The sequence below is a fragment of the Bradyrhizobium sp. AZCC 1693 genome (genome assembly GCF_036924745.1).
In the GTDB taxonomy this organism is placed as follows: domain Bacteria; phylum Pseudomonadota; class Alphaproteobacteria; order Rhizobiales; family Xanthobacteraceae; genus Bradyrhizobium.
In genome coordinates this window covers 5652538-5673242 of the sequence record NZ_JAZHSD010000001.1, presented here as the reverse complement: position 1 = coordinate 5673242, position 20705 = coordinate 5652538, and the positions used below count along the sequence as shown (strand labels likewise).

Genomic DNA, 20705 nt, shown 5'->3' with positions numbered 1-20705 from the left:
TTACTCCGGAACGATGCGTACCGCGCCGCGGGCGGCGCTCGTGGTCAGCGCCGCATAGGCCTTCAGCGCCATCGTCACATTGCGGCTGCGCTTCTTGGCGGGCTTCCATGCCTCCGACCCGCGGGCCAGCATGGCTTCGCGGCGTTTTGCGAGCGTGGCGTCATCGGCCACCAGGCTGATCGAACGCGCGGGGATGTCGATGCTGATGCGATCGCCGTCCTCCACGAGGCCAATCAGGCCGCCCTCGGCGGCTTCCGGCGAGATGTGTCCGATCGACAGGCCCGAGGAGCCGCCGGAGAAGCGGCCGTCGGTGATCAGCGCGCAGACCTTGCCGAGGCCCTTCGATTTCAGATAGCTGGTCGGGTACAGCATCTCCTGCATGCCGGGGCCGCCGCGCGGGCCTTCGTATCGAACCACGACGACGTCGCCGGCCTTGATCTTGTTGCCGAGAATAGCTTCGACCGCGGCGTCCTGGCTTTCGAAGACCCGTGCCGGCCCCTCGAACTTCAAAATGCTCTCATCGACGCCGGCCGTCTTCACGATGCAGCCATCGAGCGCGATGTTGCCCGACAGCACGGCAAGGCCGCCATCCTTCGAATAGGCATGCTCGGCATCGCGGACGCAGCCTGCCGCGCGATCGGTATCGAGCTCTTCAAACCTGCGTTCCTGGCTGAACGCCACCTGGGTCGGCACGTTGCCCGGAGCGGCCATGAAGAATTTGCGGACGCTCTCGCTCCTGGTCTGCTTGATGTCCCAGCGGCCAAGCGCGTCCTCCAGCGACTTGGAGTGAACCATCGGCAGGCCACGATTGAGCAGGCCGGCGCGGTCGAGTTCGCCGAGGATCGCCATCACGCCGCCGGCGCGATGGACGTCTTCCAGATGCACGTCCGCCACCGACGGCGCCACCTTGCAGAGAACAGGCACCCGCCGCGACAGGCGGTCGATATCCTGCATCGTGAACGGCACCTGCCCTTCATAGGCCGCAGCCAGCAAATGCAGCACGGTGTTGGTCGAGCCGCCCATGGCGATGTCGAGGGTCATGGCGTTCTCGAATGCCTTGAAGTTGGCGATGGTGCGCGGCAGCGCAGTTTCGTCGTCCTGTTCGTAGTAGCGCCGCGCCAGATCGACAATCAGATGCCCGGCCTCGACGAACAGGCCCTTGCGGTCGGCATGGGTCGCCAGCACTGAACCGTTGCCCGGCAGCGCAAGGCCCAGCGCCTCGGTGAGGCAGTTCATGGAATTGGCCGTGAACATGCCCGAGCACGAGCCGCAGGTCGGACAGGCCGAGCGCTCGATCACTTCCACGTCGGCATCGCTGACATTGCTGTCGGCCGCGGCGACCATGGCGTCGATCAGGTCGACCGCGCGGATCTTGCCCTTGAGGTTGACCTTGCCGGACTCCATCGGCCCGCCCGAGACGAACACGGTCGGGATGTTGATCCGCAGCGCCGCCATCAGCATGCCGGGCGTGATCTTGTCGCAGTTGGAGATGCAGACCATGGCATCGGCGCAATGCGCGTTGACCATGTACTCGACACTGTCGGCAATGATCTCGCGCGACGGCAGGCTGTAGAGCATGCCGTCATGGCCCATCGCGATGCCGTCGTCGACCGCGATGGTGTTGAACTCCTTGGCGACGCCACCCGCCTTCTCGATCTCGCGCGCGACGAGCTGGCCGAGATCCTTCAGGTGCACGTGGCCCGGCACGAACTGGGTGAACGAATTGACCACGGCAATGATCGGCTTGCCAAAGTCCTCGTTCTTCATGCCGGTGGCGCGCCAGAGGCCGCGGGCGCCCGCCATGTTGCGGCCGTGGGTCGTGGTTCGGGAGCGGTAGGCGGGCATGATCTGTCCTTCTCGGGAAGCGGAAATGGCGTCTTTTAGACGGTGAGCTCTGTCGATTAAAGCGCCTTGGCGCAGGGTCGCCATGCGCGGGCCCACCCAAAACGGGACAGGGCCCGGATGCCCCTGCCCCGGCTACCGCTAGACCACCTCGCGCGCGCGCAGTTCCGCGATCGCCTTCGCGTCATAGCCGAGCGAGGCCAGTACCTCCTCGGTGTGGGCGCTGAGCGCAGGCGCCATGCGCTCAAGCCTGCCGCCGCCATGGGCGAGCTGGAACCCGCTGCCGGCAAAGCGCAGGCGGCCATAGGGTGTATCGATCTCCTGAATGGCGCCGCGCGCGGCGATCTGCGGGTGATCGATCACTTCCTCGACCTTCCAGATGCTGGCGCAGGGCGCGCCCGCGGCCTCCAGGATCTTTTCCCACTCGCGCGGGTCCTTTTTCGAGAGCGCCTCCTCGATGAGGGCCCGTAGCGCCGGCTCATTTTCCTGGCGGGCGAACCAATCGGCGAAGCGCGGGTCTTCCAAAGCATCGGCACGGCCGAGCGCGGTCATCAGCGCGCGGTATTGCTTCTCGCTGTTCACGGCCAGCAGCAGATAGCCATCGCCTGCCTTGAACAGATTGGCGGTCGGCCGGCGGCTTACGGCCTGGTTGCCGGAGAGCTGCTGGCGATGGCCGGCGACGGAATAATCCGCGACCTGCCCGGACAGGAACGCCAGCGTCGCCTCCAGCATGGAGACGTCGACCATTTGCCCCTTGCCGGTATGGGTGCGCTGGAACAGCGCGCTCGACACGGCGAAGGCGGCGGTCGCGCCCGACAGCACGTCGCAGACCGCAAAGCCTGCGCGCGTCGGCCCGGTCTCGGCGTGGCCGGTGATGGACATGATGCCCGACAGCGCCTGGATCTTGCCGTCATAGCCGGCGCCCGATCGTTCCGGGCCGGTCTGCCCAAAACCTGAAATGGCGCAATAGATCAGCCGGGGATTGACCGCCGACAGCGCCGCATAGCCGATGCCGAGCTTGTCCATCACGCCGGGCCGGAAATTCTCCATCGCAACGTCGGCTTGGGCGGCGAGCTGCTTGACGATGGCGATCGCCTCCGGCTTCGAGAGGTCGAGGGTGAGGCTGCGCTTGTTGCCGTTGATGGCCTGCCAGCCCGGCGCGAGGCCGCGCTCGGCCCATTCGCGGCTCAGCGGCGTGCGGCGCATGTCCTCGCCTTCGCGCCGCTCCACCTTGACGACGTCGGCGCCGAGCAGCGCGAGCTGGTAGCTCGCATAGGGGCCAGCCAGCACCTGCGTGAAGTCGAGAATCTTCACGCCTTCGAACGGTCGGGTCAAATGGACGTCCTCCTGCTTCATGCTTCCCTCTCCCCTTGTGGGAGCGAGACGAGCGAAGCTCGCTCTTGGGGTGGACGCGATGCGAAGCATCGCGGACGGGTGAGGGGTCTGTCTCCGCAAGCACCGAATACGCAGAGAGATACCCCTCATCCGGCAGCCTTCGGCTGCCACCTTCTCCCACAAGGGGAGAAGGGAAGTAACCCGTCAGGCCGCCCGGTTGCCGCGCGCGATCTCTTTCTGCTTGTCGAACTCGGCGCGGCGCCGCGCCAGTTCTTCCGGGCTCATCTGCGCGATGTTGTTGTAGTCGAGCTTCCAGGAGGCATCCTCGCTCCAGCGCAGCGGCGACTGCATCGTGGTGCGCGCGCCTGCCGCGGACTCCAGAAGACGCAGCGCCAGTTCGAGCGTCAGCGCCTGCGACTCCACGTCATGCGGCTTGCCGGCGGAATTGCCGAGCGGGAAATCCGAGAACAGGAAGCGCGGCGCCGCGGCATGTTCGACGATGTCCTTGGCGCAGCCCATCACGACGGTGGGGATGCCATTGGCTTCGAGATGACGCGCTACCAGCGCTGACGTCTGGTGACAGACCGGGCAGTTCGGGACGATGACGGCGACGTCGACCTTGTCGGCAATGCAACGCGCGAGGATTTCCGGCGCATCGACATCGATGGTGACGCGGTGGCTGCGGTTGGTCGGCGCACCGAAGAAGCGCGGCGCGACCTCGCCGATCCGCCCGGCGGCGGCCGCCTTCAGGAGTTGCGGCAGCGGAAACCAGGTGCCGCTGTCGGTGGCCGTGGTGTGCTTGCGGTCGTAGCCGATGTGCGAGATCCGCAAATCGTGCTGCTTGGCCGTGTCGCCGTCATAGACCTGATAGAACTTGGCGCTGCCGTTGTAGGCCGCTCCGGGACCCTGATCGCCCTTGGTGGGATCATACTTCGCGGCTGTTGTGACGATGGTGACGCGCGACTTTGCCAGCGGCTTTTTCAGCGGCTGGAACGGCGCATCGACGTAATGCGCCCAGCGATAGGCCGTGGTGTAGCCGATCGCGGCATAATAATCGCGGGTCCGCTGCATATAGGGGATCGGGGCATCGTAGTCGGGCGCGAAGCCGAGCTGGTCGTCGAGGGGGCCGGACATTGTTGTGTCTCCTGCGTTTCCACCGGGAGGTCGTCACCGACCTTTGCCTCAGGCTAGTGACAGTTCGCTCATTCCTCAACAGCGGATATCGCATCAGGCCTGCGCGGGCTGCAGCCCTATACCCCCGCCACCGACGACCAGATATCGGCCAGCTTGCGCCTGAACGCCTGCCGGCGCGTGAGCGGCACGGCCTCTTCCTCATCCTCGGGCAGCCGCAGGCCGACCACGTTGACCCGCCCGCCGCTGATGCTGCGCGCGACCAGCACGATGGGGTCCAGCACAAGCTCGGCGCCTTCCTTGGGCGCATGGTCGAGATGAATGTCGAAATAATCCGCCAGCGTCAGCTTCGCCTGTTCTTCTCCGGCCGATACGCCGTAGATCTGCGCCAGTTCGCCGAGCGTGTGTTCGCCCGACACCATGAAATCACCGAGCAGATGCGGGTCGGGCGCCGAGCTCGGCGCCATGTCGACGAAGAAGCGATCCAGCGCTTCGGCCTTTTCCGGCGGCGCCAGCAGATAGAGATAGTCGCCGGCCGCGACCGGATCGGCCTCGACAGGCGAGAGGATCCGCTCGTCGCGGATCACCAGCGTCGGCTTCGACCAGGACGGAAGCAGGCCGCGCCGGAAGTAGAGGCTCTTCGGCCGCACCGGATAGCCGACCAGTTGCTGTTCGAGCTGGCCCGGCAGGTCGAGCTCGACGCGCCGCGGACCGCGGTCGACGCGCGGCAGCGCCACGTGCAGCCACCGCGCCGCCGGCGCCAGCGTCCAGCCCTGCAGCAGCAGCGAGATCACGACCACGACAAAGGCGACGTCGAAATAGAGATAGGCTTTCGACAGCCCGACCAGCATCGGGATCGAGGCGAGAAAGATCGCGACCGCTCCGCGCAGGCCGGTCCAGGCGATGAAGACCTTTTCCCGCCAGTTGAACCGGAATGGCATGAGGCACAGCATCACAGCGAGCGGCCGCGCCACCAGCATCAGCACCAGCGCCACGATCACGGAGGGACCCACGCTGTCCAGCAGGCGCTGCGGCGACGCCAGCAGGCCCAGCAAAACGAACATCACGATCTGCGCCAGCCAGGTCGCGGCGTCCAGAAACGTCACCACCGAATTATGCGCGCGCGTCGGCCGGTTGCCGATGATGATGCCGGCGAGATAGACCGCGAGAAATCCGGAGGCGTGCGAGATCTGCGCCACGCCGAAGATCACGAGCGCAGCCGTCGTGACAAAGGGCGCGTGCAGGCCCTGCGGCAGCGCCATGCGATTGAGCGCCACCACCACCAGATGGCCACCGATCAGGCCGAGGACGGCGCCGAGCACGCCTTCGCGCGCGAGCTCCAGCGCAACATGCGCGGGCGAGCTTTCACCGAGTGAAATGAATTCGACCAGCATCAGGGTGAGAAAGATCGCGAACGGGTCGTTGGTGCCGGATTCGGCTTCCAGAGTTGCTCCGACACGGGGGCGCAGGCGCAGGCCCTGGGTGTGAACGAGCAGGAACACCGCCGCGGCATCGGTCGACGCCACCACGGCGCCGACCAGCAGCGACTCGGTCCAGTTCAGATCGAGCGCATATTTGGCGGCCGGCGCGGCAATCAGCGCGGTGAGCAGCACGCCGATGGTCGCCAGCACCATCGATGGCGCCAGCACGGTACGGATGCTTTGAAACCTGGTTCGCAGGCCGCCGTCGAACAGGATCAGCGCCAGCGCCACCGACCCCACCAGATAGGTGGTGCGCACGTCATCAAAAGAGAGCTGGCCCGGCCCGGCATCGCCCGCCAGCATGCCGATCAGGAGGAACACCAAGAGCAGCGGCGCCCCGAAGCGCAGCGCGAGCAGGCTCGACAGGATGCCCGCCATCACCAGAACGGCGCCCAGAAAGATGGCGATGCTGACCGAGTCGAGAGAAGCCATGAACCTCCGCAATAACCTCTACAATCCTGGCAAATACTTGCAATTGCATCCTTATCGTTGCCACAGTTGAACGCCAACCCATTTCTGCGATAGCGGCAATGTGCCCGAATTTTGGGCCTAACCTATCGCCGTAGCTGCGTATCGATAGCATCCGTACTCCGCTTGTGGGAATCTGCCTGCCACGCGCGAATCAACCTTTGCCTGATGGGGCCGGGTAACCTCGAACGAGATTTTGCCGATGGATTTGAAAGAGATCATCGAGATCCTGCACAACGCCGCGCGATCGGTCGGCGCGGAGGTCACCTCGCCCTGGTTCTATCTGCAGCTCGGACTGATCCTGACCGCGGCCGGGCTCGCCTGGGCCGGCGGCGCGGCGGTCCGTTCCAGGGTCGACGTGTCGTCGGTTGCGATGGGGTGGCCGGCGCCGTTGCGGCTGTTCATCCGCGTCCTGGTCGGCAGCACGTCGACGGCGGTGTTCGCGCTGCTGATGACGCTGACGCGCGGGATCATGATGGCGTCGACCTGGCCGAGCCGCAGCTATCTGCTCGCGGTTGCCGCCAAGCTCGCCTTTGCGTGGTTGGTCATCAACCTCGTGACCTCGGTCATCCGCAACACCTTTGTGGTCCGGCTGGTGTCGATATCGGCGTGGCTGGTGGTGGCCTTGAGCATTCTGGGCCGGCTCGATCCGGTGATCGAAGCGCTCGACTCGGTCTCGATCGTCCTCGGCGACCTGCGGCTGACGCCGCTGCTGCTGATCAAGCTTGGCGCTCTCCTGATCGTGGCGCTGTGGCTGACCAACATCGCCAGCAATTTCGTGGAAGGCCGGATCACCCGATCCGGCGATCTGACCCCGTCGATCCAGGTGCTGCTGGTCAAGATCGTCCGGCTGACCTTGATGGTATTTGCCATTGCGGTCGCCTTGAGCGCGGTCGGCATCAACCTGGCGGCGCTCGCCGTGTTCACCGGCGCGGCCGGCGTCGGTATCGGCCTCGGCCTGCAGAAGATCGTCGCCAACTTCATCAGCGGCATCATCCTGCTGGTCGACAAATCGGTGAAACCGGGCGACCTCGTCACCATCGGCGACAACACCGGGCGCATCAGCACGATGAAGACGCGCTACATCTCGGTCGCCGCCGGCGACGGCCGCGAGTTCCTGATCCCGAACGAGGATCTGGTGACGCAGAAGGTCGTGAACTGGACCTATACCGACAAGAACACGCTGGTGAAGGTGCTGTTCAGCACCAATTACGACGCCGATCCCCGCCTCGTCTGCAAGCTGGCGATCGAGGTCGCGGCGGCCGCCCCGCGCGCCATCAAGAACAAGCCGCCGAACTGCATCCTGACCGAATTCGCCGAGGCCGGCATGAAATTTTCGCTGACCTTCTGGATCGCCGATCCCGACGGCATGGACGGTGTGAAGAGCGAGGTGATGCTGGCGCTGTGGGACGCGTTCAAGCGCGAGGGAATCCGTGTTCCCTATCCGGTCCGCGAAATCCGCGTCCGCGGCGGTGCGCTGCCGGTCGAGCCCGTGGTGGAAGTTTCCGGCTAGAGCCTTTTCCGTTTCGATTGAATCGAAACGGGGCTCTGGATTCCCTATTTTGACGCGTTTTCTTTACGCGAACCGGGTTCGCTTCGCTGGAAAACGCTCTGGATGCAAGTCTTTTTAGAGTCTCCAATACCTCAACCTCGGCTTGCCGCGGACCGCTCCGATCACTAAATTAGACCATTAAATCAACCACTCCCGTTCCTCCGAAGCATGACCACCCATGAGCTATATTGAAGCGTCTGACACCTCCTTGCGAAAGACCGGCCAGATCAAGTTGCATGGCGCGAGCGGCTTCGCCGGCATGCGCAAGGCGGGCGCGCTGGTCGCCAAGTGCCTCGACGAACTCACCGACATCGTCAAGGCGGGCGTCCCGACCTCCCGGATCGACGAATTCGTCCGCGACTTCGCCTTCAGCCATGGCGCCTATCCGGCGACGCTGATGTATCGCGGTTACCGCTACTCGACCTGCACCTCGATCAATCACGTGGTCTGCCACGGCATGCCCGGCGATCGCGCGCTGAAAGAGGGCGACATCGTCAATATCGACGTCACCTTCATCGTCGATGGCTGGTACGGCGATTCCAGCCGCATGTATGTGGTCGGCCCGATCGCCCGCAAGGCCGAGCGGCTGATCGAGGTCACCTATGAAGCCATGATGCGCGGCATCGCCGCCGTGAAGCCCGGCGCCACCACCGGCGATATCGGCCACGCCATCCAGAGTTTTGTCGAGCCGCAGGGCATGAGCGTGGTGCGCGATTTCTGCGGCCACGGGCTTGGCCGCATGTTCCATGACGAGCCGAACATCATCCATATCGGCCGGCCCGGCGAAGGTGTGATGCTGAAGCCCGGCATGTTCTTCACCATCGAGCCGATGATCAATCTCGGCAAGCCGCATGTGAAAATCCTGTCGGACGGCTGGACCGCAGTGACGCGCGACCGCTCGCTGTCGGCGCAGTTCGAGCATTCGGTCGGCGTGACCGCCACCGGCGTCGAGATCTTTACGCTGTCAGAGCGCAACGGCGAGAAGCCGGTGGTTGCGCCGTAGTTGGGCTCCGGCATAATTGGGCCGGAGCCGACCCCTCCCGCGCAGGTCAAAGGCGGTCGGGCAGGCATTGGATTTTTTACAATTCGTGATTGCAAAAGCTGGCCGCCACGGCATGGTTAGCGGCGATGCCCGCCAAATCCAACGACAGCCTCGATCAACCCCCCGAAACGCCGCATTATCACGGCCACCGTGAACGGCTGCGCGAGCGGTTTTACAGCGCCGGACCGGAGGCGCTGAGCGACCATGAGCTGCTGGAGATGGCACTTTTCCCGGCCCTGCCCCGGCGCGACACAAAACCGCTGGCGAAAGCGCTGTTGAAAAAGTTCGGCTCGTTCGCCGAGGTCATTCACGCGCCGGTCGCGCGCCTGCGCGAGGTCGACGGCATCGGCGAGGCCTCGATCAACCAGATCAAATTGCTCGCCGCCGCCGCAAGCCGGGTGGCAAAGGGCGAGATCAGGCGCAAGATTGCGCTGTCGTCCTGGAACGACGTGATCGAGTATTGCCGGAGCGGCATGGCCTTTGCCGACAAGGAGCAGTTTCGCCTGCTGTTTCTCGACAAGCGCAACCAGTTGATCGCGGATGAAATCCAGCAGACCGGCACCGTCGACCACACCCCGGTCTATCCGCGCGAGGTGATCAAGCGGGCGCTCGAACTATCGGCGACCGCGCTGATCCTGGTGCACAACCACCCTTCCGGCGATCCGACGCCATCACAGGCCGATATCCATATGACCAAAGCGATCGTCCAGATCGCCACCCCGCTCGGCATTTCCGTGCACGACCACATCATCGTCGGCAAGAACGGGCATGCGAGCTTGAAGGGGATGAAGCTGATCTAGCTTGAATAGCAGCGGCTGGGGCGCGGTGCGGCGCCTCTTCGCCAGCGCACTGCATGGCCGGGACACAAAATCTCGAAAACAACCCCATGCAAAGTAGAATGGCCCCGGCTCGGCAGCGGTCGCGCTGTGCTGCGTCAGGGGATTGACGCGACCTCCTCGTTTGCGCGCCAATGCCATCGTTCACTGCGACAATCGGCTGGCATCGGGGATCGCGATGGGCCCGTTCGCGACGGGGGTGGCCGCCTCGGTACTGCTTATCGCCGCTCACGATCGGTGCCGATCTCTGCCACCTATGCCGTTCCTGGGTAAGCGCGATGTGCTCCTTCCTCGGGGTCGAACATGGAGATGCCGCCGAGGGCCGCTGTTACCGGCACCTCGTTCTGTAAAACGTCCCAATGCTCCACTAATTTTCCATCCTCAATCCGGAAGAGGTCGACAACCACCTGCGGTGCTTCCGCCCACCCGCGGATGCGGCCGTGGATGGCCACGAAAACGCCCTCGGCGACGATTAGGCCGGGTTCGTAGTAGGCGTCTTGCGATAGGCCCGCGACGAGCGTTTGTAACGCATCGCGACCTTGCGGAATGCTTGGATTGTGCTGGATGTAATTTGGAGCGTACAGACGTTGCACGGTCGAGGCATCATGACGCTGGAAAAGTGAAGTCATCGCCTCAAGCACCAGCGCCTTGTTGCGCTGGAGACGATCATCGAAGAATCGATCAGCAGGCCGAGTCACCGCAAATGTACCGGTCATCCGCAGAAATTGACCACCAGTTAGAGTAGCGCAAGAATGGATCAGACCGCGATCGTAGTCTTGAACATTCGTGACTGTCGCACCGTCCTTCTCTTGCCAGCTTACAGCGAAGATGCTGTTGCCGAGTGGAACCACGTGAATATCGACGATTTCGATCCGAGAAAATGGCCCTTCTTTGATCTTGAACCTCAATTGCGTGACCGACAGTAGCGTCAGACTAACGTGGAAGGTCGGATAGCTAACATCCATTTCCAGCCCAATGGGAAAACGATCGATCGACATCTTAATGGTCCTTTCTATGGAGCGATGGTTAGCCCGGCTGAACTGTCCGTGCGCAGCGCCGCTGGCCACGATCGTTTTTCATCGCCAAGATCAGGGCATGGCCGGCGGCGTTTTCAGAGGACTGTCCGGCAATGGAATGAACTCTCGGTCGTCTGCGTCCGGGAGTTTCATGCGACCGGCTCTCCAGTCTTCGCGCGCTTGGCGAAGCCGGTCCTCCGACGAGGAAACAAAATTCCAGAAGAGGAATCGTTCGCCAATCGGTTCTCCACCTAGCGCCATTACTGTCGACGGCTGTATGGCCCGGACCGACGAGGCCTTTTGGCTCATAATGGCCATCTGTCCGGTGACTAAGCGCTCGCCGCCCACCTCGATCGCGCCATTTGCTACATAGATCGCTCGTTCGCCATAACCGCCGGGGATTTCAGCAGTTGAGCGCGCCTCCAGTTCAAGATGGACATAGAAGAGCGGCGAATGGGTCCGCGCGCCAGCGGTGAGGCCATATGCGCTCCCGGCAATCAACTGGCCATGCACGCCCGCATCGCTCCACCCCGGCAGATCGCTACCTTCGTGATGAGAGAAGGACGGCGCGGTCTCCTCATCGGCGGTTGGTAGCGCTACCCACGCTTGAATACCGTGCAGATGATCGCCGACCGCCCGTGCCTTCTCGAGGCGCTCGCTGTGTGTGATGCCGCTGCCCGCGGTCATCCAATTCACCTCTTGCGGGCGAATGGGCAATTCATAGCCCAGACTGTCGCGGTGCATGATCTCCCCCGAGAAGAGGTAGGTGACGGTCGACAGTCCGATGTGCGGATGCGGCCGCACATCGACGCTGTGATCGACACCCGCACGAAGGTTCAGAGGTCCGATATGGTCGAAGAAAATGAACGGTCCCACCATTCGCCTTTTCGCGAATGGCAGCACGCGCCCGACTTCCATGCCGCCGCCCAAGTTTCGGCGCCGCTGCTCAATTATCATCTCGATCAATGTGCCGTCCTTTCGCACTATGTCCTTTCGGAATGGAACACTCTTTACGCTGCTTGAGCCGCCCGAGTGATCGGCGCGACCTCGGTGCCCAGGGTTTCGATCGAGGGATCACCCCGCCGTGCTTGGCACTGGCGTACTGAGCAACTGTTGCTCCCACAGGAACGCGATGCCGCTACCGCCGGCATGCTGCGTGATAACCTCTGTCAGCTTGGCGGCTTGCTCGGCCCTAGCCCAGTCGCGCTGCCATTCGGCCGCCAGCGCCAGCCAGGTCATCATGTTTGCGCCGGCCGCGATCATGCGTTGAATGGCGACTTCGTGAGCCTCGACCGAAACGGCGCCCGACGCATCGGTGACCACCGTCACGTCCCACCCCTCACCGAGGGCCTGGATCGTTGGCATCGCGACGCAGACCTCGGTCCACAGTCCCGCAATGATCAGTTGCTTGCGGCCTGTTGCCTTGACTGCGTCCACTACCTTTTGATCCTCCCAGGTATTGATGAACGTCCGGTCGATCACCTCCTGACCGGGAAACACATCGGTGATCTGGGGGAAAAGGAGGCCGCCCCGCTCAGCAATCACGGTGGTTAGAATGGTGGGAACGCCGAAGGCCTTGGCGGCCTTCGCCAAGCCCGTCGTGTTGTTGATCACCATTTGCGGTTCGTGGCTGTTCACGTTCGCGAGCTGATAAGGTTGGTGGTCGATTAGAACGAGTATCGAGTCTTCGGGACGAAGAAGCGAGGCAAGGCCATTACGAAAGGTCATGAATACATCCTCTGCTGCCGTTTTGTGTGCGATTGATTTTATGGAAGACGTGCGCCGGCAGCGACAACGCGGACACTGTCATTCTGAGTTGCGATGCGGTAGGCCACTGTTCTGAGAAGCTGTGTCGCGCAATCGGGAACGCTGAATTGGACATCGAAGAGCTGCGGACATTTGTTGAGGTTGCTGACGCTGGGGGAGTTTCGCCCGCCGCGCGACGGCTCGGCGTCTCCAAGTCACTCGTCAGTCGACAGCTCGCCCGGCTTGAAGCGGAACTTGGCGTGCAGCTTCTTGCACGGACCACTCGCGGCGCCGCTCTCACAGAAGCCGGGGTCACGTTTAGAGATCATGCTGAAAGGGCCTGCGCCGAAATCGACGCGGCCCGAGAATTGTTCCTGCCCGACGGTGAGCTTCGCGGTCGCTTGAGAGTGGCTGCGCCGCTCACTTTCGGCCCAACTCACCTAGCTCCTGTGCTCGCCGACATGGCGCAACGCCATCCGCAGCTCCACATCCATACCTCTTACAGCGATCGCTTCGTTGATCTCATCACAGAGGGATTCGATTGTGCGATCCGGATCGGCTATCTTCAGGATTCTAGCCTGATCGCACGACACGTCGGGCCCATCTATGGAAAGTTGGTCGCGAGCCCGGACTACATCAAGAGGCATGGGCTTCCCGAGAAGCCGGAGGAACTTTCAGTCCATCAGGCTCTCATGCAGGGCACCGAAGCCTGGCAATTTATGGATGGCGAACAGATTGTCACGGTTCGTCCGCAGGGGCGCTTCAAAGCTGACAACGGCACCGCTCTCATCGCCGCCGCGTTAGCGGGAGTCGGTATCGCTTGGCTCCCTGACGGCCTCACGGATCAATATGTGGCCTCCGGCGCGCTCGTTCCGGTCATGACACGCCATCCGTCACCTCCGGCAGGTTTGTATGTCGTCCGCCCGCCAAGTCAGCATCCTGCACGCAAGGTGCGTGTACTTACCGAGTTGCTGATCGAGTGTTTCGGGCAGGCTCCGCACGTTACAGGTTCCGGTCGCTGAAACATGGGCGGCCGAATCTTCATGCCGGTCCCACACCATGCGAAGCGACTGAAGACGTTTCCTCGGGCGAAACTTCACGAACAAATTTACTCTAAACCGACACGACCCAGAATCCTCAAACAGCGTGGTGCGCGGGTGGATGTCCGTTTTGCGCGACAAGCTGCCATTCCAGAACCGTTCATTCCGCGCTTCGTGCATGAGCTTGCTTCGGGCTCGATGCCGACGCGCGCTCTATGACCTCAGAAGAACCAGCCCCAGTTACATCCCCCTCCCGAACTTAGGAAAGCACTAGAAGCTTGCTTCTAAATGAGATTCTTCCTTCAAATATGTTGATGCACAACCATCCCTCCGGCGATCCGACGCCCTCTCAGGCCGATATCCATATGACCAAGGCGATCGTCCAGATCGCCACCCCGCTCGGCATTTCCGTGCACGACCATATCATCGTCGGCAAGAACGGGCACGCGAGCTTGAAGGGGATGAAGCTGATCTAGCGATCGCCTGCATTTACCATCTATTAACTATCCGCTTCGCGCTTTGGCGAACGCGTGAGAGAGTGGTTCATCGGGATGAGAGGGGTAGCTCATTCTCGATTGAGAGGGGATCGATGATGAATCAGCTAGCGGAGCGGATGTGGATTGCGGCTCTTTCGATGAGCCCGGGGCACCTGGTCGACAAATTTCTGGACAGGCTCGAGGAATTGAGGGGCGCGATGGCGCTTGTTGAAATCGACAGATTGGCCCGCAACGAGGTGCGAACCAGGGTGCTGTTCGACTGATTCGACGACCAAAGCGTGATGGCGCGGTCGAATCGCCGTCGAGCTTTGGCTGATTATTGGCCGGGTTCGATGGCACAAGCCGTTGAAACAGGTCAGCACCGGCCGATCCAGGCACAAAGGGCCGCCTCAAATGAGGCGGCTCTTTGCTCGTGAGGATCATTCAGTTGACCGTGGGCGTGAGCAGCGAGGGGCTCGACGATATCGAGGGTCGCGCCGGAGGCATCGTTATCGCGGGCATTGAAGTCCCGACGACCTGTTACAGGCTCTCGACCGAGTGAGCCCACCTACGTCAGGACATCTCCGGAGACATGCTTCCAAGAACGGTAACCGCCTGGCCTCATTCACGGGAACGCGGGGTCATGCGCCAAGCCATGCCGTGAGCCTTGATCTTTGCCTGACCAAGCCATCCTGATCGAAGTGGTGAACACAAAAATGTGCCCACGAATCTTCGAACGCCATTTCCATCTCACCTGTGACCGACGTGGTGCCTAGCCCGATTTCTGCGTAGGTAAACTCGAAACTGCCACTGGGACGCGCCAGCGCAATGTGGAATGGTTGACCGGTAAACTCGTTGATCTTCGGCCTGCCGGTGCTCCGCATGACGCCTTGTATCTCTACCCTTGCGGTTCTGAGCTCCAGGTCTGCATCGAGATCAATCGGCAGGAACAACGTCTCGCAGAATTCCGAGCATGTGGACGCGAATACGGCGAAAAGATTGCTCAATGGTTCGCATGCCTCGCCTGAGATGATCGTTTCAAGCGCGATCCGTTGAGCTTCATCCGCACGCTCGTCGATAACGATCTGGCGCCGGCCGTTTCCGTCCTTGATTTCGCCGGGCCACTTGTACAGCGCCGCCCAGTTCAAGCCTGAGAGCGGCGTATCGTTGAAGTGGCCTTCAACGATGGTGCCGACGAAGGCCGACTGACAATAGCCGTGGGTACTCGGCAGGTTGAACTGGCAACCACAATTCATAGCGCAGTTGCAGTTATCATAAGTCTCGCTCTTGAATAGCCATTGATCAGCCATCTCACTGCGCCTCCCGAAACTGAAGCTCAACCGCCGTTCGCCGGAGCGATGTTCTGGTTGATGTGGGAGTTGTCCGGGTCACAAGTCGCCTTCACGGCTGCGAGCCGCTCGTAATTGACGACATAATTCGCAAGCAGATGAGTGTCGATTCCGAGCCTCCGGGCTGGAACCGGGGGTCGTGTTGTGTGTTTAGACCTCGCTTGTCCCCCGAAGTTTAGCGGAGTTGACCCGCGACTGAAACCGCGATGTTTGGATTTCCGGTTTGTGGCCCCGAGCCGAAGGAGTTCGAAGGTCCCTCTCCGCAGTCACGGTAGACTGGACTTGCCTCGCGCGGCCCTATTGCACACGGATCTGAAAATAGCTCTCCCGGATATCGAGGAGGACCAACGTCGTGAAGCGGGACTTCGACCTCATCGTCTATGGTGCGACGGGTTACACCGGCCGTCTCATCGCCGAATATCTGGCGACATCCTATCGCGGCGACGATGCTCCGTCCTGGGCGATCGCAGGACGCTCGATCGACAAGCTCCAAAAGGTGCGCGCCGACATCGGCGCACCGGGCGATTTGCCGTTGGTGAAGGCGGATACCGCCGAGCCGGCCAGCCTGCGTTCGATGTGCGACCGTGCGACCGTGATTATCACGACGGTCGGGCCTTATCAGCTCCACGGTCCCGAGCTTGTGGCGGCCTGCGCGGCCACGGGCACGGCCTATGTTGATCTGTGCGGCGAACCGGTTTGGATGCGGCGCATGATCGATGCCCATCACGAAGAGGCGAAACGGACCGGCGCGCGCATCGTCTTCTCCTGCGGCTTCGATTCCATCCCGTTCGATCTCGGCGTGCTTACGTTGCAGGAGAAGGCGCGCGAGAAATTCGGACGCCCGGCTCGGCGGGTCAAAGCCCGCCTGCGCAAGGTGGAAGGCGGCATGTCTGGCGGCACCGCGGCGAGCGCTCAGGCGACATTGGCCGCCGCCGCGCGCGACCCGGCCCTGATCCGGCTGCTGACCGATCCCTTCGCGTTGACGCCGGGGTTCACCGGGCCGTCTCAGCCGTCGGGACTCATCCCCGAATACGACTCGAGCATGAACGTGTGGCTCGTGCCGTTCCCAATGGCGCCGATCAACACCAAGAACGTGCACCGCACGAATTTCCTGTTGGGTCATCCCTACGGCAGGGACTTCGTTTACGATGAGATGATGGTCGCGCCGGGATTTGGGGAAATCGCTGGTGTGGCGACGAAAACGGTCGCCGCGATGGTTTCCTTGCTCGGGACCGGTCTCAAGCCCGGCGCAGGCCCGACCCGGGAAGAGCGCGAGAAGGGCTTCTACGACATCCTCTTCCTGGGCGAACTGCCGGATGGCGGACGGGTCGAGGCGGAAGTCACGGGCGACCGCGATCCGGGCTACGGCTCGACCAGCAAGATGATCGCCGAGAGCGCTCTCTGCCTCGTGCGCGACGTGCAGGGCGAGGGCGGCATCTGGACGCCGGGCGCGCTGATGGGTCCGGCGTTGCGCAAGCGTCTGAAGGAGCGCGCCGGCCTCACCTTCAGTGCGCGTTGAGGTTACGCTCGGAACTGCAGCGGCGTGCTGGATTGCGTGGATCGTAACCAACGAAAGCGCGGCTGGCCGAGCGCGAGCCTCACTCAAATCCGGTTCAGTGGCCGCTTGCGCCAAAACATCCGCGCATGAATGTTGCGAAATCCAGAAAGGAGCCGACCATGACCCAGCGCATCCCTGAGAACTATTCCGCGGCCGAGTGGAGACTCGTCACCATCATGGGCACGATGCCGCCGCGCGTCCCCAACAATGACGACGATGATGATGATGACGAAGATGATGACGAGGACGAAGACAACGACGCCGAACCGGACGACGAGCGCCAGCCGCCGATCGTCAGAGAACCCGACGAAGACGAATAAGCGCGAAGGCTCGTGCAACAACTCGCCAGCTCGATGACTGGTTGCGTTGAGGGGTCGGATGCCATTCGATCGACCGCATCGACGCCGGTTCATCGCCAGTGCCCGATCAATATTATCGTCGGCAGGAACGGTCACGCAAGTTTGAGATCATCTAGCGATGTCCGCGGTCCATCGTAGATTGAGGACGGCGCGCGACTGATTATTTGGTCCAGTGCGCTAATCTGTCATTTTGTATTGCAAACCTGGCGGCGGGTTTCGGTACTCTGCGCCTTTTGCGCGGTAGTTTGCCCGCCGCGATGATGGAGCATCGGATGCGGACGACACGCCGAACGTTCGTGCAGGCCTCCCTGGCGGCGACGGCCACCGCGACACTCCTGCCAATCTCTCTGCGCGCCCAGGCGAACCCGCCCGCCCGCCGTCCCATCCCCTCGACCCACGAGGAGATACCGATCGTCGGATTAGGGACCTGGATCACCTTCAACGTCGGCGACGATCGCCTGCTCCGGGACGAATGCGCCGGCGTCATGGCCGCCTTCTTCGAGGCGGGCGGCCGCATGATCGATTCCTCCCCCATGTATGGCTCGTCGCAGCCGGTGGTCGGCTATGGCCTTCAAAAACTCGGGCGACCTTCTGCGCTATTCTCGGCCGAAAAGGTCTGGACGTCCTCAGGCGCGGCAGGTCCCTCCCAGATCGAGCAATCGCGTCGCTTCTGGGGGGTGCCGAAGTTCGACCTCGTTCAGGTTCACAATCTCCTCGCCTGGAAGACACATCTGCCGATGCTTTTCCAGATGAAGGCGGCGGGCGCGGTGCGTTACGTTGGAATCACCACCTCCGAAGGGCGCCGTCACGATCTTCTCGAACAGATCATGCGGAATGAGCCGATCGATTTCGTACAATTCTCCTATAACGTCGTCGATCGCGAGGCGGAGGCGCGCCTGCTGCCGCTGGCGTCAGAGCGCGGCATTGCCGTGATCGTCAACCGGCCGTTCCGGCAAGGCGCGCTGACCGACCGCCTCAAGCGTGAACCGCTGCCCGCATGGGCGCGCGAATTCGGGGTGGCGAGCTGGGCGCAGCTCATGCTGAAGTTCATCCTCTCTCACCCGGCCGTCACCGTCGCAATTCCGGCGACCAGCCGCGTCGACCACGTGCGTGAAAACCTCTCGGCCGCCGCCGGCCCGATGCCTGATCCGGCCATGCGGGAGCGCATCGCGGCCCACGTGAAGGCGCTGTGATGTCGGAGTGGTGGACCTACGGGCCTGAGGATTTCCTGCTGTTTTCGCCGCGCGTCTACTGGCGCATGTTCGAATTGCACAATGCGGCGCTCTGGCCTCTGCACGTGCTGACGCTCGCCGCCGGCCTCATCATCATCATCCTCATCGCGTGGCGGCCGGGAACCTGGACACGCTGGATCGCATTCATCCTCGCGATGCCTTGGATCTTCGTCGGGTGGTCCTTCCTGTGGAATTGCTACGCGACCATCAACTGGGCTGCCGCCTATGTCGCGCCGGCTTTCGCCGTTGAAGGCGTATTGCTGCTCGTCATCGGGTCGTTGCGCGATGGGCTCGCCTTCGACCGGCGCGGGCCTGCCGATTGGGCAGGGTATCTCATCCTTGGCTTCGCACTCGCCGGACAGCCGCTGCTTGCGCCGCTGCAGGCACGCGGCTGGGTCTCGTCTGAGGTCTTTGGCATCGCGCCGGATCCGACCGCGATGGCGACGCTCGGCGCTCTGCTCCTCGCCCGCGGCAAGCTTTTGCCATTGCTACTGCCAATTCCCGTTCTCTGGTGCCTCTTGAGCGGTATAACCCTCGGCACGATGGGAGAGCCGCAAGCCTGGGCTCTTCATGCCACCCTGGCGCTCGCCACTGCCGCCTGGATCTGGACGATCATCCGGCGGAGGGCCGATATCATGAAGGAGAACCGAGCTTGAGCGCCGGAGTAGCGATCCAGCCGTTCCGGGAGGAACACGCATCTCACGTGCGCGAGCTGTTCATTGTCGTCAACCGCCTGCTATCGCCGCCGCCTATGCGCGATGCCTTTGAAGCTTACATCGCTCGTTCATTGACCGAGGAAATGGATCGCGTCGCCGCCTACTATGGTGAGCGAGGCGGCGGCTTTTGGGTCGCCCTCAGGGAGGAGAAGGTCATCGGCATGTTCGGCCTTGAACCCGCAGCGCCTGACGCCATGGAGCTGCGTCGCATGTATGTCGACCCATCCGCCCGACGTAGCGGGATCGCGCGGTCGATGCTGCAATTTGCGGAAGCTGAATGCCGTCGGCTTGACATGCGGAGGCTTGAATTGAGCACGTCTGAATTGCAGCCGGCTGCGCTCGAACTGTACAGGCGCGCGGGATATCGGTTGCTGAACGAGGCCGTCGCCGAGCAGACGAGCAACAAGACGCTGGGAGGCGGCATTCGCCGATATTACTTGGAAAAGATCCTGTAGGACAAAATGGGCTCACGGTGCGTGATACAGGAACTGCGCAGTGACAGGCACGTCGTCGGCAAGGACGGGAACGCGAGTTTGAAGGGGATGCCGCTGTTACCGGGAGCGGAGAATCCGAAGAAGCTCCGCGCCCGCGGACACAAGATCATCGGCAGCCTGCTCGGCGGCTTCCGTACCATCTGAGCGCAGGCGTGCTTACGGCTCGACCCATCGCCGCACCGCCTCGGCGGTGTCGGCCGGCGTGGTGTTGAAGCAAAGCCGGGTTTGCGGCGCGCCGAGGTGAACCAGATTGATGATCCGTTCGAACAGAAGCAGCCGCTCCCGCGGCTCGCGCAGCCCGGCGCCGATCACCACGCAGTCGTAATGCTTTGCGCCCAGCGCCGCCGCGGCCACCGCTTCGGCCGTGTCGCCGAGGTCGATCAGGCAGCTATCGGCCTCATAGCCCATCGCGCGAAGCTGCTCGATTTGCGCCTTGATGTAGCTCGTTACCAGTTCGGCCGTGAGCCCGGGGAAGGCGCTGAAGTCAACCAGCGAGGGCTCGATACCGATCGCGAGCACGGTCTTTTTCGCCATGCGCTTGCTCCAGGCAAAGTGATTTGCACTTAAGGAAACGCGCCCGTCCTCAAACAGGTTCCGGCCCGGCCGTTGACATCATTATTCGACTGATGTCGAAGCATTCCTGTCACGAAATCGGGCATTGTGATCTGCGTCGCCGGCCCGGAATCGAACTGGCGCCGGATGTTTCACAGGAGAAAACCATGGCTGCTACAGACAACGCGAACCAGAACCTGGTCGTCACCGCATTCTGGGAAGTCAATTCGGGCGAGGAAGGCACCGTCGCCGAGCTTCTGAAAGATTTTCTCCCGCAGGCGCAGCGCGAGCCCGGCGTGAAGGCGTTCCAGATTCACCAGAACGTCGCCAGGCCGAGGGAATTCTTCTTCTACGAGGTATTCGCAGGGGAAGCGGCGTTTGCCGATCATCAGCAGACCGACCACTTCAAGAACATCATCCTCGGCCAGGCAATTCCAAAACTCGCCAGGCGCGAGCGACAGCAGTTCCGCTTCATCTGAA

The 20705-nt window shown here is 62.5% G+C and carries 20 protein-coding genes and 1 pseudogene; 12 read left to right on the top strand and 9 right to left on the bottom strand.

The features are described 5' to 3' along the window. The 4 genes from ilvD to V1293_RS26805 form a co-directional block, all read right to left on the bottom strand. Positions 1-1845, bottom strand: coding sequence for a dihydroxy-acid dehydratase (ilvD, locus tag V1293_RS26820; RefSeq protein WP_334513621.1), 1845 nt, complete (start codon positions 1843-1845; stop codon positions 1-3). A gap of 138 nt (positions 1846-1983) precedes the next feature. Then, positions 1984-3177, bottom strand: a complete 1194-nt coding sequence (locus tag V1293_RS26815) for a CaiB/BaiF CoA transferase family protein (protein ID WP_334516923.1) — start codon at positions 3175-3177, stop codon at positions 1984-1986. A gap of 204 nt (positions 3178-3381) precedes the next feature. Beyond that, entirely contained in the window at positions 3382-4311 is a 930-nt protein-coding gene (locus V1293_RS26810) for a glycine reductase (protein ID WP_334513619.1), read from the bottom strand. 116 nt (positions 4312-4427) lie between these two features. After that, positions 4428-6221: a potassium/proton antiporter gene (locus tag V1293_RS26805; RefSeq protein WP_334513616.1), complete on the bottom strand. Its 1794-nt coding sequence runs from the start codon at positions 6219-6221 to the stop codon at positions 4428-4430. Between the two features lie 232 nt (positions 6222-6453). Here V1293_RS26805 and V1293_RS26800 point away from each other — a divergent pair, with 232 nt between their 5' ends. The 3 genes from V1293_RS26800 to radC all read left to right on the top strand — a co-directional run bounded on the left by V1293_RS26800 (position 6454) and on the right by radC (position 9651). Further along, positions 6454-7770 (top strand): mechanosensitive ion channel family protein, encoded by a 1317-nt coding sequence (locus V1293_RS26800; RefSeq protein ID WP_334513614.1) that lies wholly within the window; start codon positions 6454-6456, stop codon positions 7768-7770. 217 nt (positions 7771-7987) lie between these two features. Next, on the top strand, positions 7988-8812 hold the full coding sequence (gene map, locus V1293_RS26795) for a type I methionyl aminopeptidase (protein WP_334513612.1): 825 nt from the start codon (positions 7988-7990) through the stop codon (positions 8810-8812). Between the two features lie 125 nt (positions 8813-8937). Further along, positions 8938-9651, top strand: coding sequence for a RadC family protein (gene radC / locus V1293_RS26790; RefSeq protein WP_334513611.1), 714 nt, complete (start codon positions 8938-8940; stop codon positions 9649-9651). A gap of 290 nt (positions 9652-9941) precedes the next feature. Here radC and V1293_RS26785 read toward each other — a convergent pair whose 3' ends face one another. The 3 genes from V1293_RS26785 to V1293_RS26775 all read right to left on the bottom strand — a co-directional run bounded on the left by V1293_RS26785 (position 9942) and on the right by V1293_RS26775 (position 12431). Beyond that, on the bottom strand, positions 9942-10685 hold the full coding sequence (locus V1293_RS26785) for a nuclear transport factor 2 family protein (RefSeq protein ID WP_334513609.1): 744 nt from the start codon (positions 10683-10685) through the stop codon (positions 9942-9944). 90 nt (positions 10686-10775) lie between these two features. After that, on the bottom strand, positions 10776-11660 hold the full coding sequence (locus V1293_RS26780) for a pirin family protein (protein WP_334516921.1): 885 nt from the start codon (positions 11658-11660) through the stop codon (positions 10776-10778). A gap of 117 nt (positions 11661-11777) precedes the next feature. Beyond that, positions 11778-12431 (bottom strand): hydrolase, encoded by a 654-nt coding sequence (locus tag V1293_RS26775; protein WP_334513607.1) that lies wholly within the window; start codon positions 12429-12431, stop codon positions 11778-11780. 146 nt (positions 12432-12577) lie between these two features. Here V1293_RS26775 and V1293_RS26770 point away from each other — a divergent pair, with 146 nt between their 5' ends. The 3 genes and pseudogenes from V1293_RS26770 (at position 12578) to V1293_RS26760 (ending at position 14249) form a co-directional block, all read left to right on the top strand. Beyond that, complete coding sequence (locus V1293_RS26770; RefSeq protein WP_334513605.1) at positions 12578-13471, top strand: LysR family transcriptional regulator; 894 nt, start codon at positions 12578-12580, stop codon at positions 13469-13471. 326 nt (positions 13472-13797) lie between these two features. Continuing rightward, positions 13798-13965 (top strand): annotated as a pseudogene (locus V1293_RS26765) (JAB domain-containing protein); the annotation flags it as partial. Positions 13966-14081: 116 nt separating this feature from the next. Beyond that, positions 14082-14249 carry a hypothetical protein gene (locus tag V1293_RS26760; protein WP_334513603.1) on the top strand — a complete coding sequence of 56 codons (168 nt, stop codon included), beginning with the start codon at positions 14082-14084 and terminating at the stop codon, positions 14247-14249. A 357-nt stretch (positions 14250-14606) separates the two neighbouring features. Here V1293_RS26760 and V1293_RS26755 read toward each other — a convergent pair whose 3' ends face one another. After that, entirely contained in the window at positions 14607-15275 is a 669-nt protein-coding gene (locus V1293_RS26755; protein ID WP_334513602.1) for a DUF1326 domain-containing protein, read from the bottom strand. Positions 15276-15666: 391 nt separating this feature from the next. Between V1293_RS26755 and V1293_RS26750 the strand changes: the two genes are divergently transcribed. The 5 genes from V1293_RS26750 (at position 15667) to V1293_RS26730 (ending at position 19634) form a co-directional block, all read left to right on the top strand. Then, positions 15667-16833 carry a saccharopine dehydrogenase family protein gene (locus V1293_RS26750; RefSeq protein WP_334513600.1) on the top strand — a complete coding sequence of 389 codons (1167 nt, stop codon included), beginning with the start codon at positions 15667-15669 and terminating at the stop codon, positions 16831-16833. 158 nt (positions 16834-16991) lie between these two features. Further along, entirely contained in the window at positions 16992-17192 is a 201-nt protein-coding gene (locus tag V1293_RS26745; RefSeq protein WP_334513598.1) for a hypothetical protein, read from the top strand. Positions 17193-17503: 311 nt separating this feature from the next. Continuing rightward, positions 17504-18424, top strand: coding sequence for an aldo/keto reductase (locus V1293_RS26740; protein ID WP_334513596.1), 921 nt, complete (start codon positions 17504-17506; stop codon positions 18422-18424). A 65-nt stretch (positions 18425-18489) separates the two neighbouring features. Then, entirely contained in the window at positions 18490-19119 is a 630-nt protein-coding gene (locus tag V1293_RS26735) for a DUF6064 family protein (protein WP_334513594.1), read from the top strand. Next, a complete protein-coding gene (locus tag V1293_RS26730) occupies positions 19116-19634 on the top strand; it encodes a GNAT family N-acetyltransferase (RefSeq protein ID WP_334513592.1) in 519 nt (172 codons plus the stop codon). Before V1293_RS26735 ends, V1293_RS26730 begins: the two co-directional genes overlap by 4 nt. A gap of 195 nt (positions 19635-19829) precedes the next feature. Here V1293_RS26730 and V1293_RS26725 read toward each other — a convergent pair whose 3' ends face one another. Further along, positions 19830-20207 carry a hypothetical protein gene (locus V1293_RS26725; RefSeq protein ID WP_334513591.1) on the bottom strand — a complete coding sequence of 126 codons (378 nt, stop codon included), beginning with the start codon at positions 20205-20207 and terminating at the stop codon, positions 19830-19832. Positions 20208-20392: 185 nt separating this feature from the next. Here V1293_RS26725 and V1293_RS26720 point away from each other — a divergent pair, with 185 nt between their 5' ends. Continuing rightward, the gene (locus V1293_RS26720) at positions 20393-20704 is read left to right on the top strand and encodes a putative quinol monooxygenase (protein ID WP_334513588.1); all 312 of its coding nucleotides are present in this window, start codon (positions 20393-20395) and stop codon (positions 20702-20704) included. The last annotated feature ends 1 nt before the right edge of the window (position 20705 follow it).

Coding starts and splice junctions, on each gene's coding strand:
- V1293_RS26745 (WP_334513598.1), top strand. CDS start 16,992: ATGACCCAGCGCATCCCTGAGAACTATTCCGCGGCCGAGTGGAGACTC.
- V1293_RS26755 (WP_334513602.1), bottom strand. CDS start 15,275: ATGGCTGATCAATGGCTATTCAAGAGCGAGACTTATGATAACTGCAAC.
- V1293_RS26785 (WP_334513609.1), bottom strand. CDS start 10,685: ATGTCGATCGATCGTTTTCCCATTGGGCTGGAAATGGATGTTAGCTAT.
- map (WP_334513612.1), top strand. CDS start 7,988: ATGAGCTATATTGAAGCGTCTGACACCTCCTTGCGAAAGACCGGCCAG.
- V1293_RS26780 (WP_334516921.1), bottom strand. CDS start 11,660: ATGATAATTGAGCAGCGGCGCCGAAACTTGGGCGGCGGCATGGAAGTC.
- V1293_RS26775 (WP_334513607.1), bottom strand. CDS start 12,431: ATGACCTTTCGTAATGGCCTTGCCTCGCTTCTTCGTCCCGAAGACTCG.
- V1293_RS26725 (WP_334513591.1), bottom strand. CDS start 20,207: ATGGCGAAAAAGACCGTGCTCGCGATCGGTATCGAGCCCTCGCTGGTT.
- ilvD (WP_334513621.1), bottom strand. CDS start 1,845: ATGCCCGCCTACCGCTCCCGAACCACGACCCACGGCCGCAACATGGCG.
- V1293_RS26740 (WP_334513596.1), top strand. CDS start 17,504: ATGCGGACGACACGCCGAACGTTCGTGCAGGCCTCCCTGGCGGCGACG.
- V1293_RS26735 (WP_334513594.1), top strand. CDS start 18,490: ATGTTCGAATTGCACAATGCGGCGCTCTGGCCTCTGCACGTGCTGACG.
- V1293_RS26805 (WP_334513616.1), bottom strand. CDS start 6,221: ATGGCTTCTCTCGACTCGGTCAGCATCGCCATCTTTCTGGGCGCCGTT.
- V1293_RS26810 (WP_334513619.1), bottom strand. CDS start 4,311: ATGTCCGGCCCCCTCGACGACCAGCTCGGCTTCGCGCCCGACTACGAT.
- V1293_RS26720 (WP_334513588.1), top strand. CDS start 20,393: ATGGCTGCTACAGACAACGCGAACCAGAACCTGGTCGTCACCGCATTC.
- radC (WP_334513611.1), top strand. CDS start 8,938: ATGCCCGCCAAATCCAACGACAGCCTCGATCAACCCCCCGAAACGCCG.
- V1293_RS26760 (WP_334513603.1), top strand. CDS start 14,082: ATGAATCAGCTAGCGGAGCGGATGTGGATTGCGGCTCTTTCGATGAGC.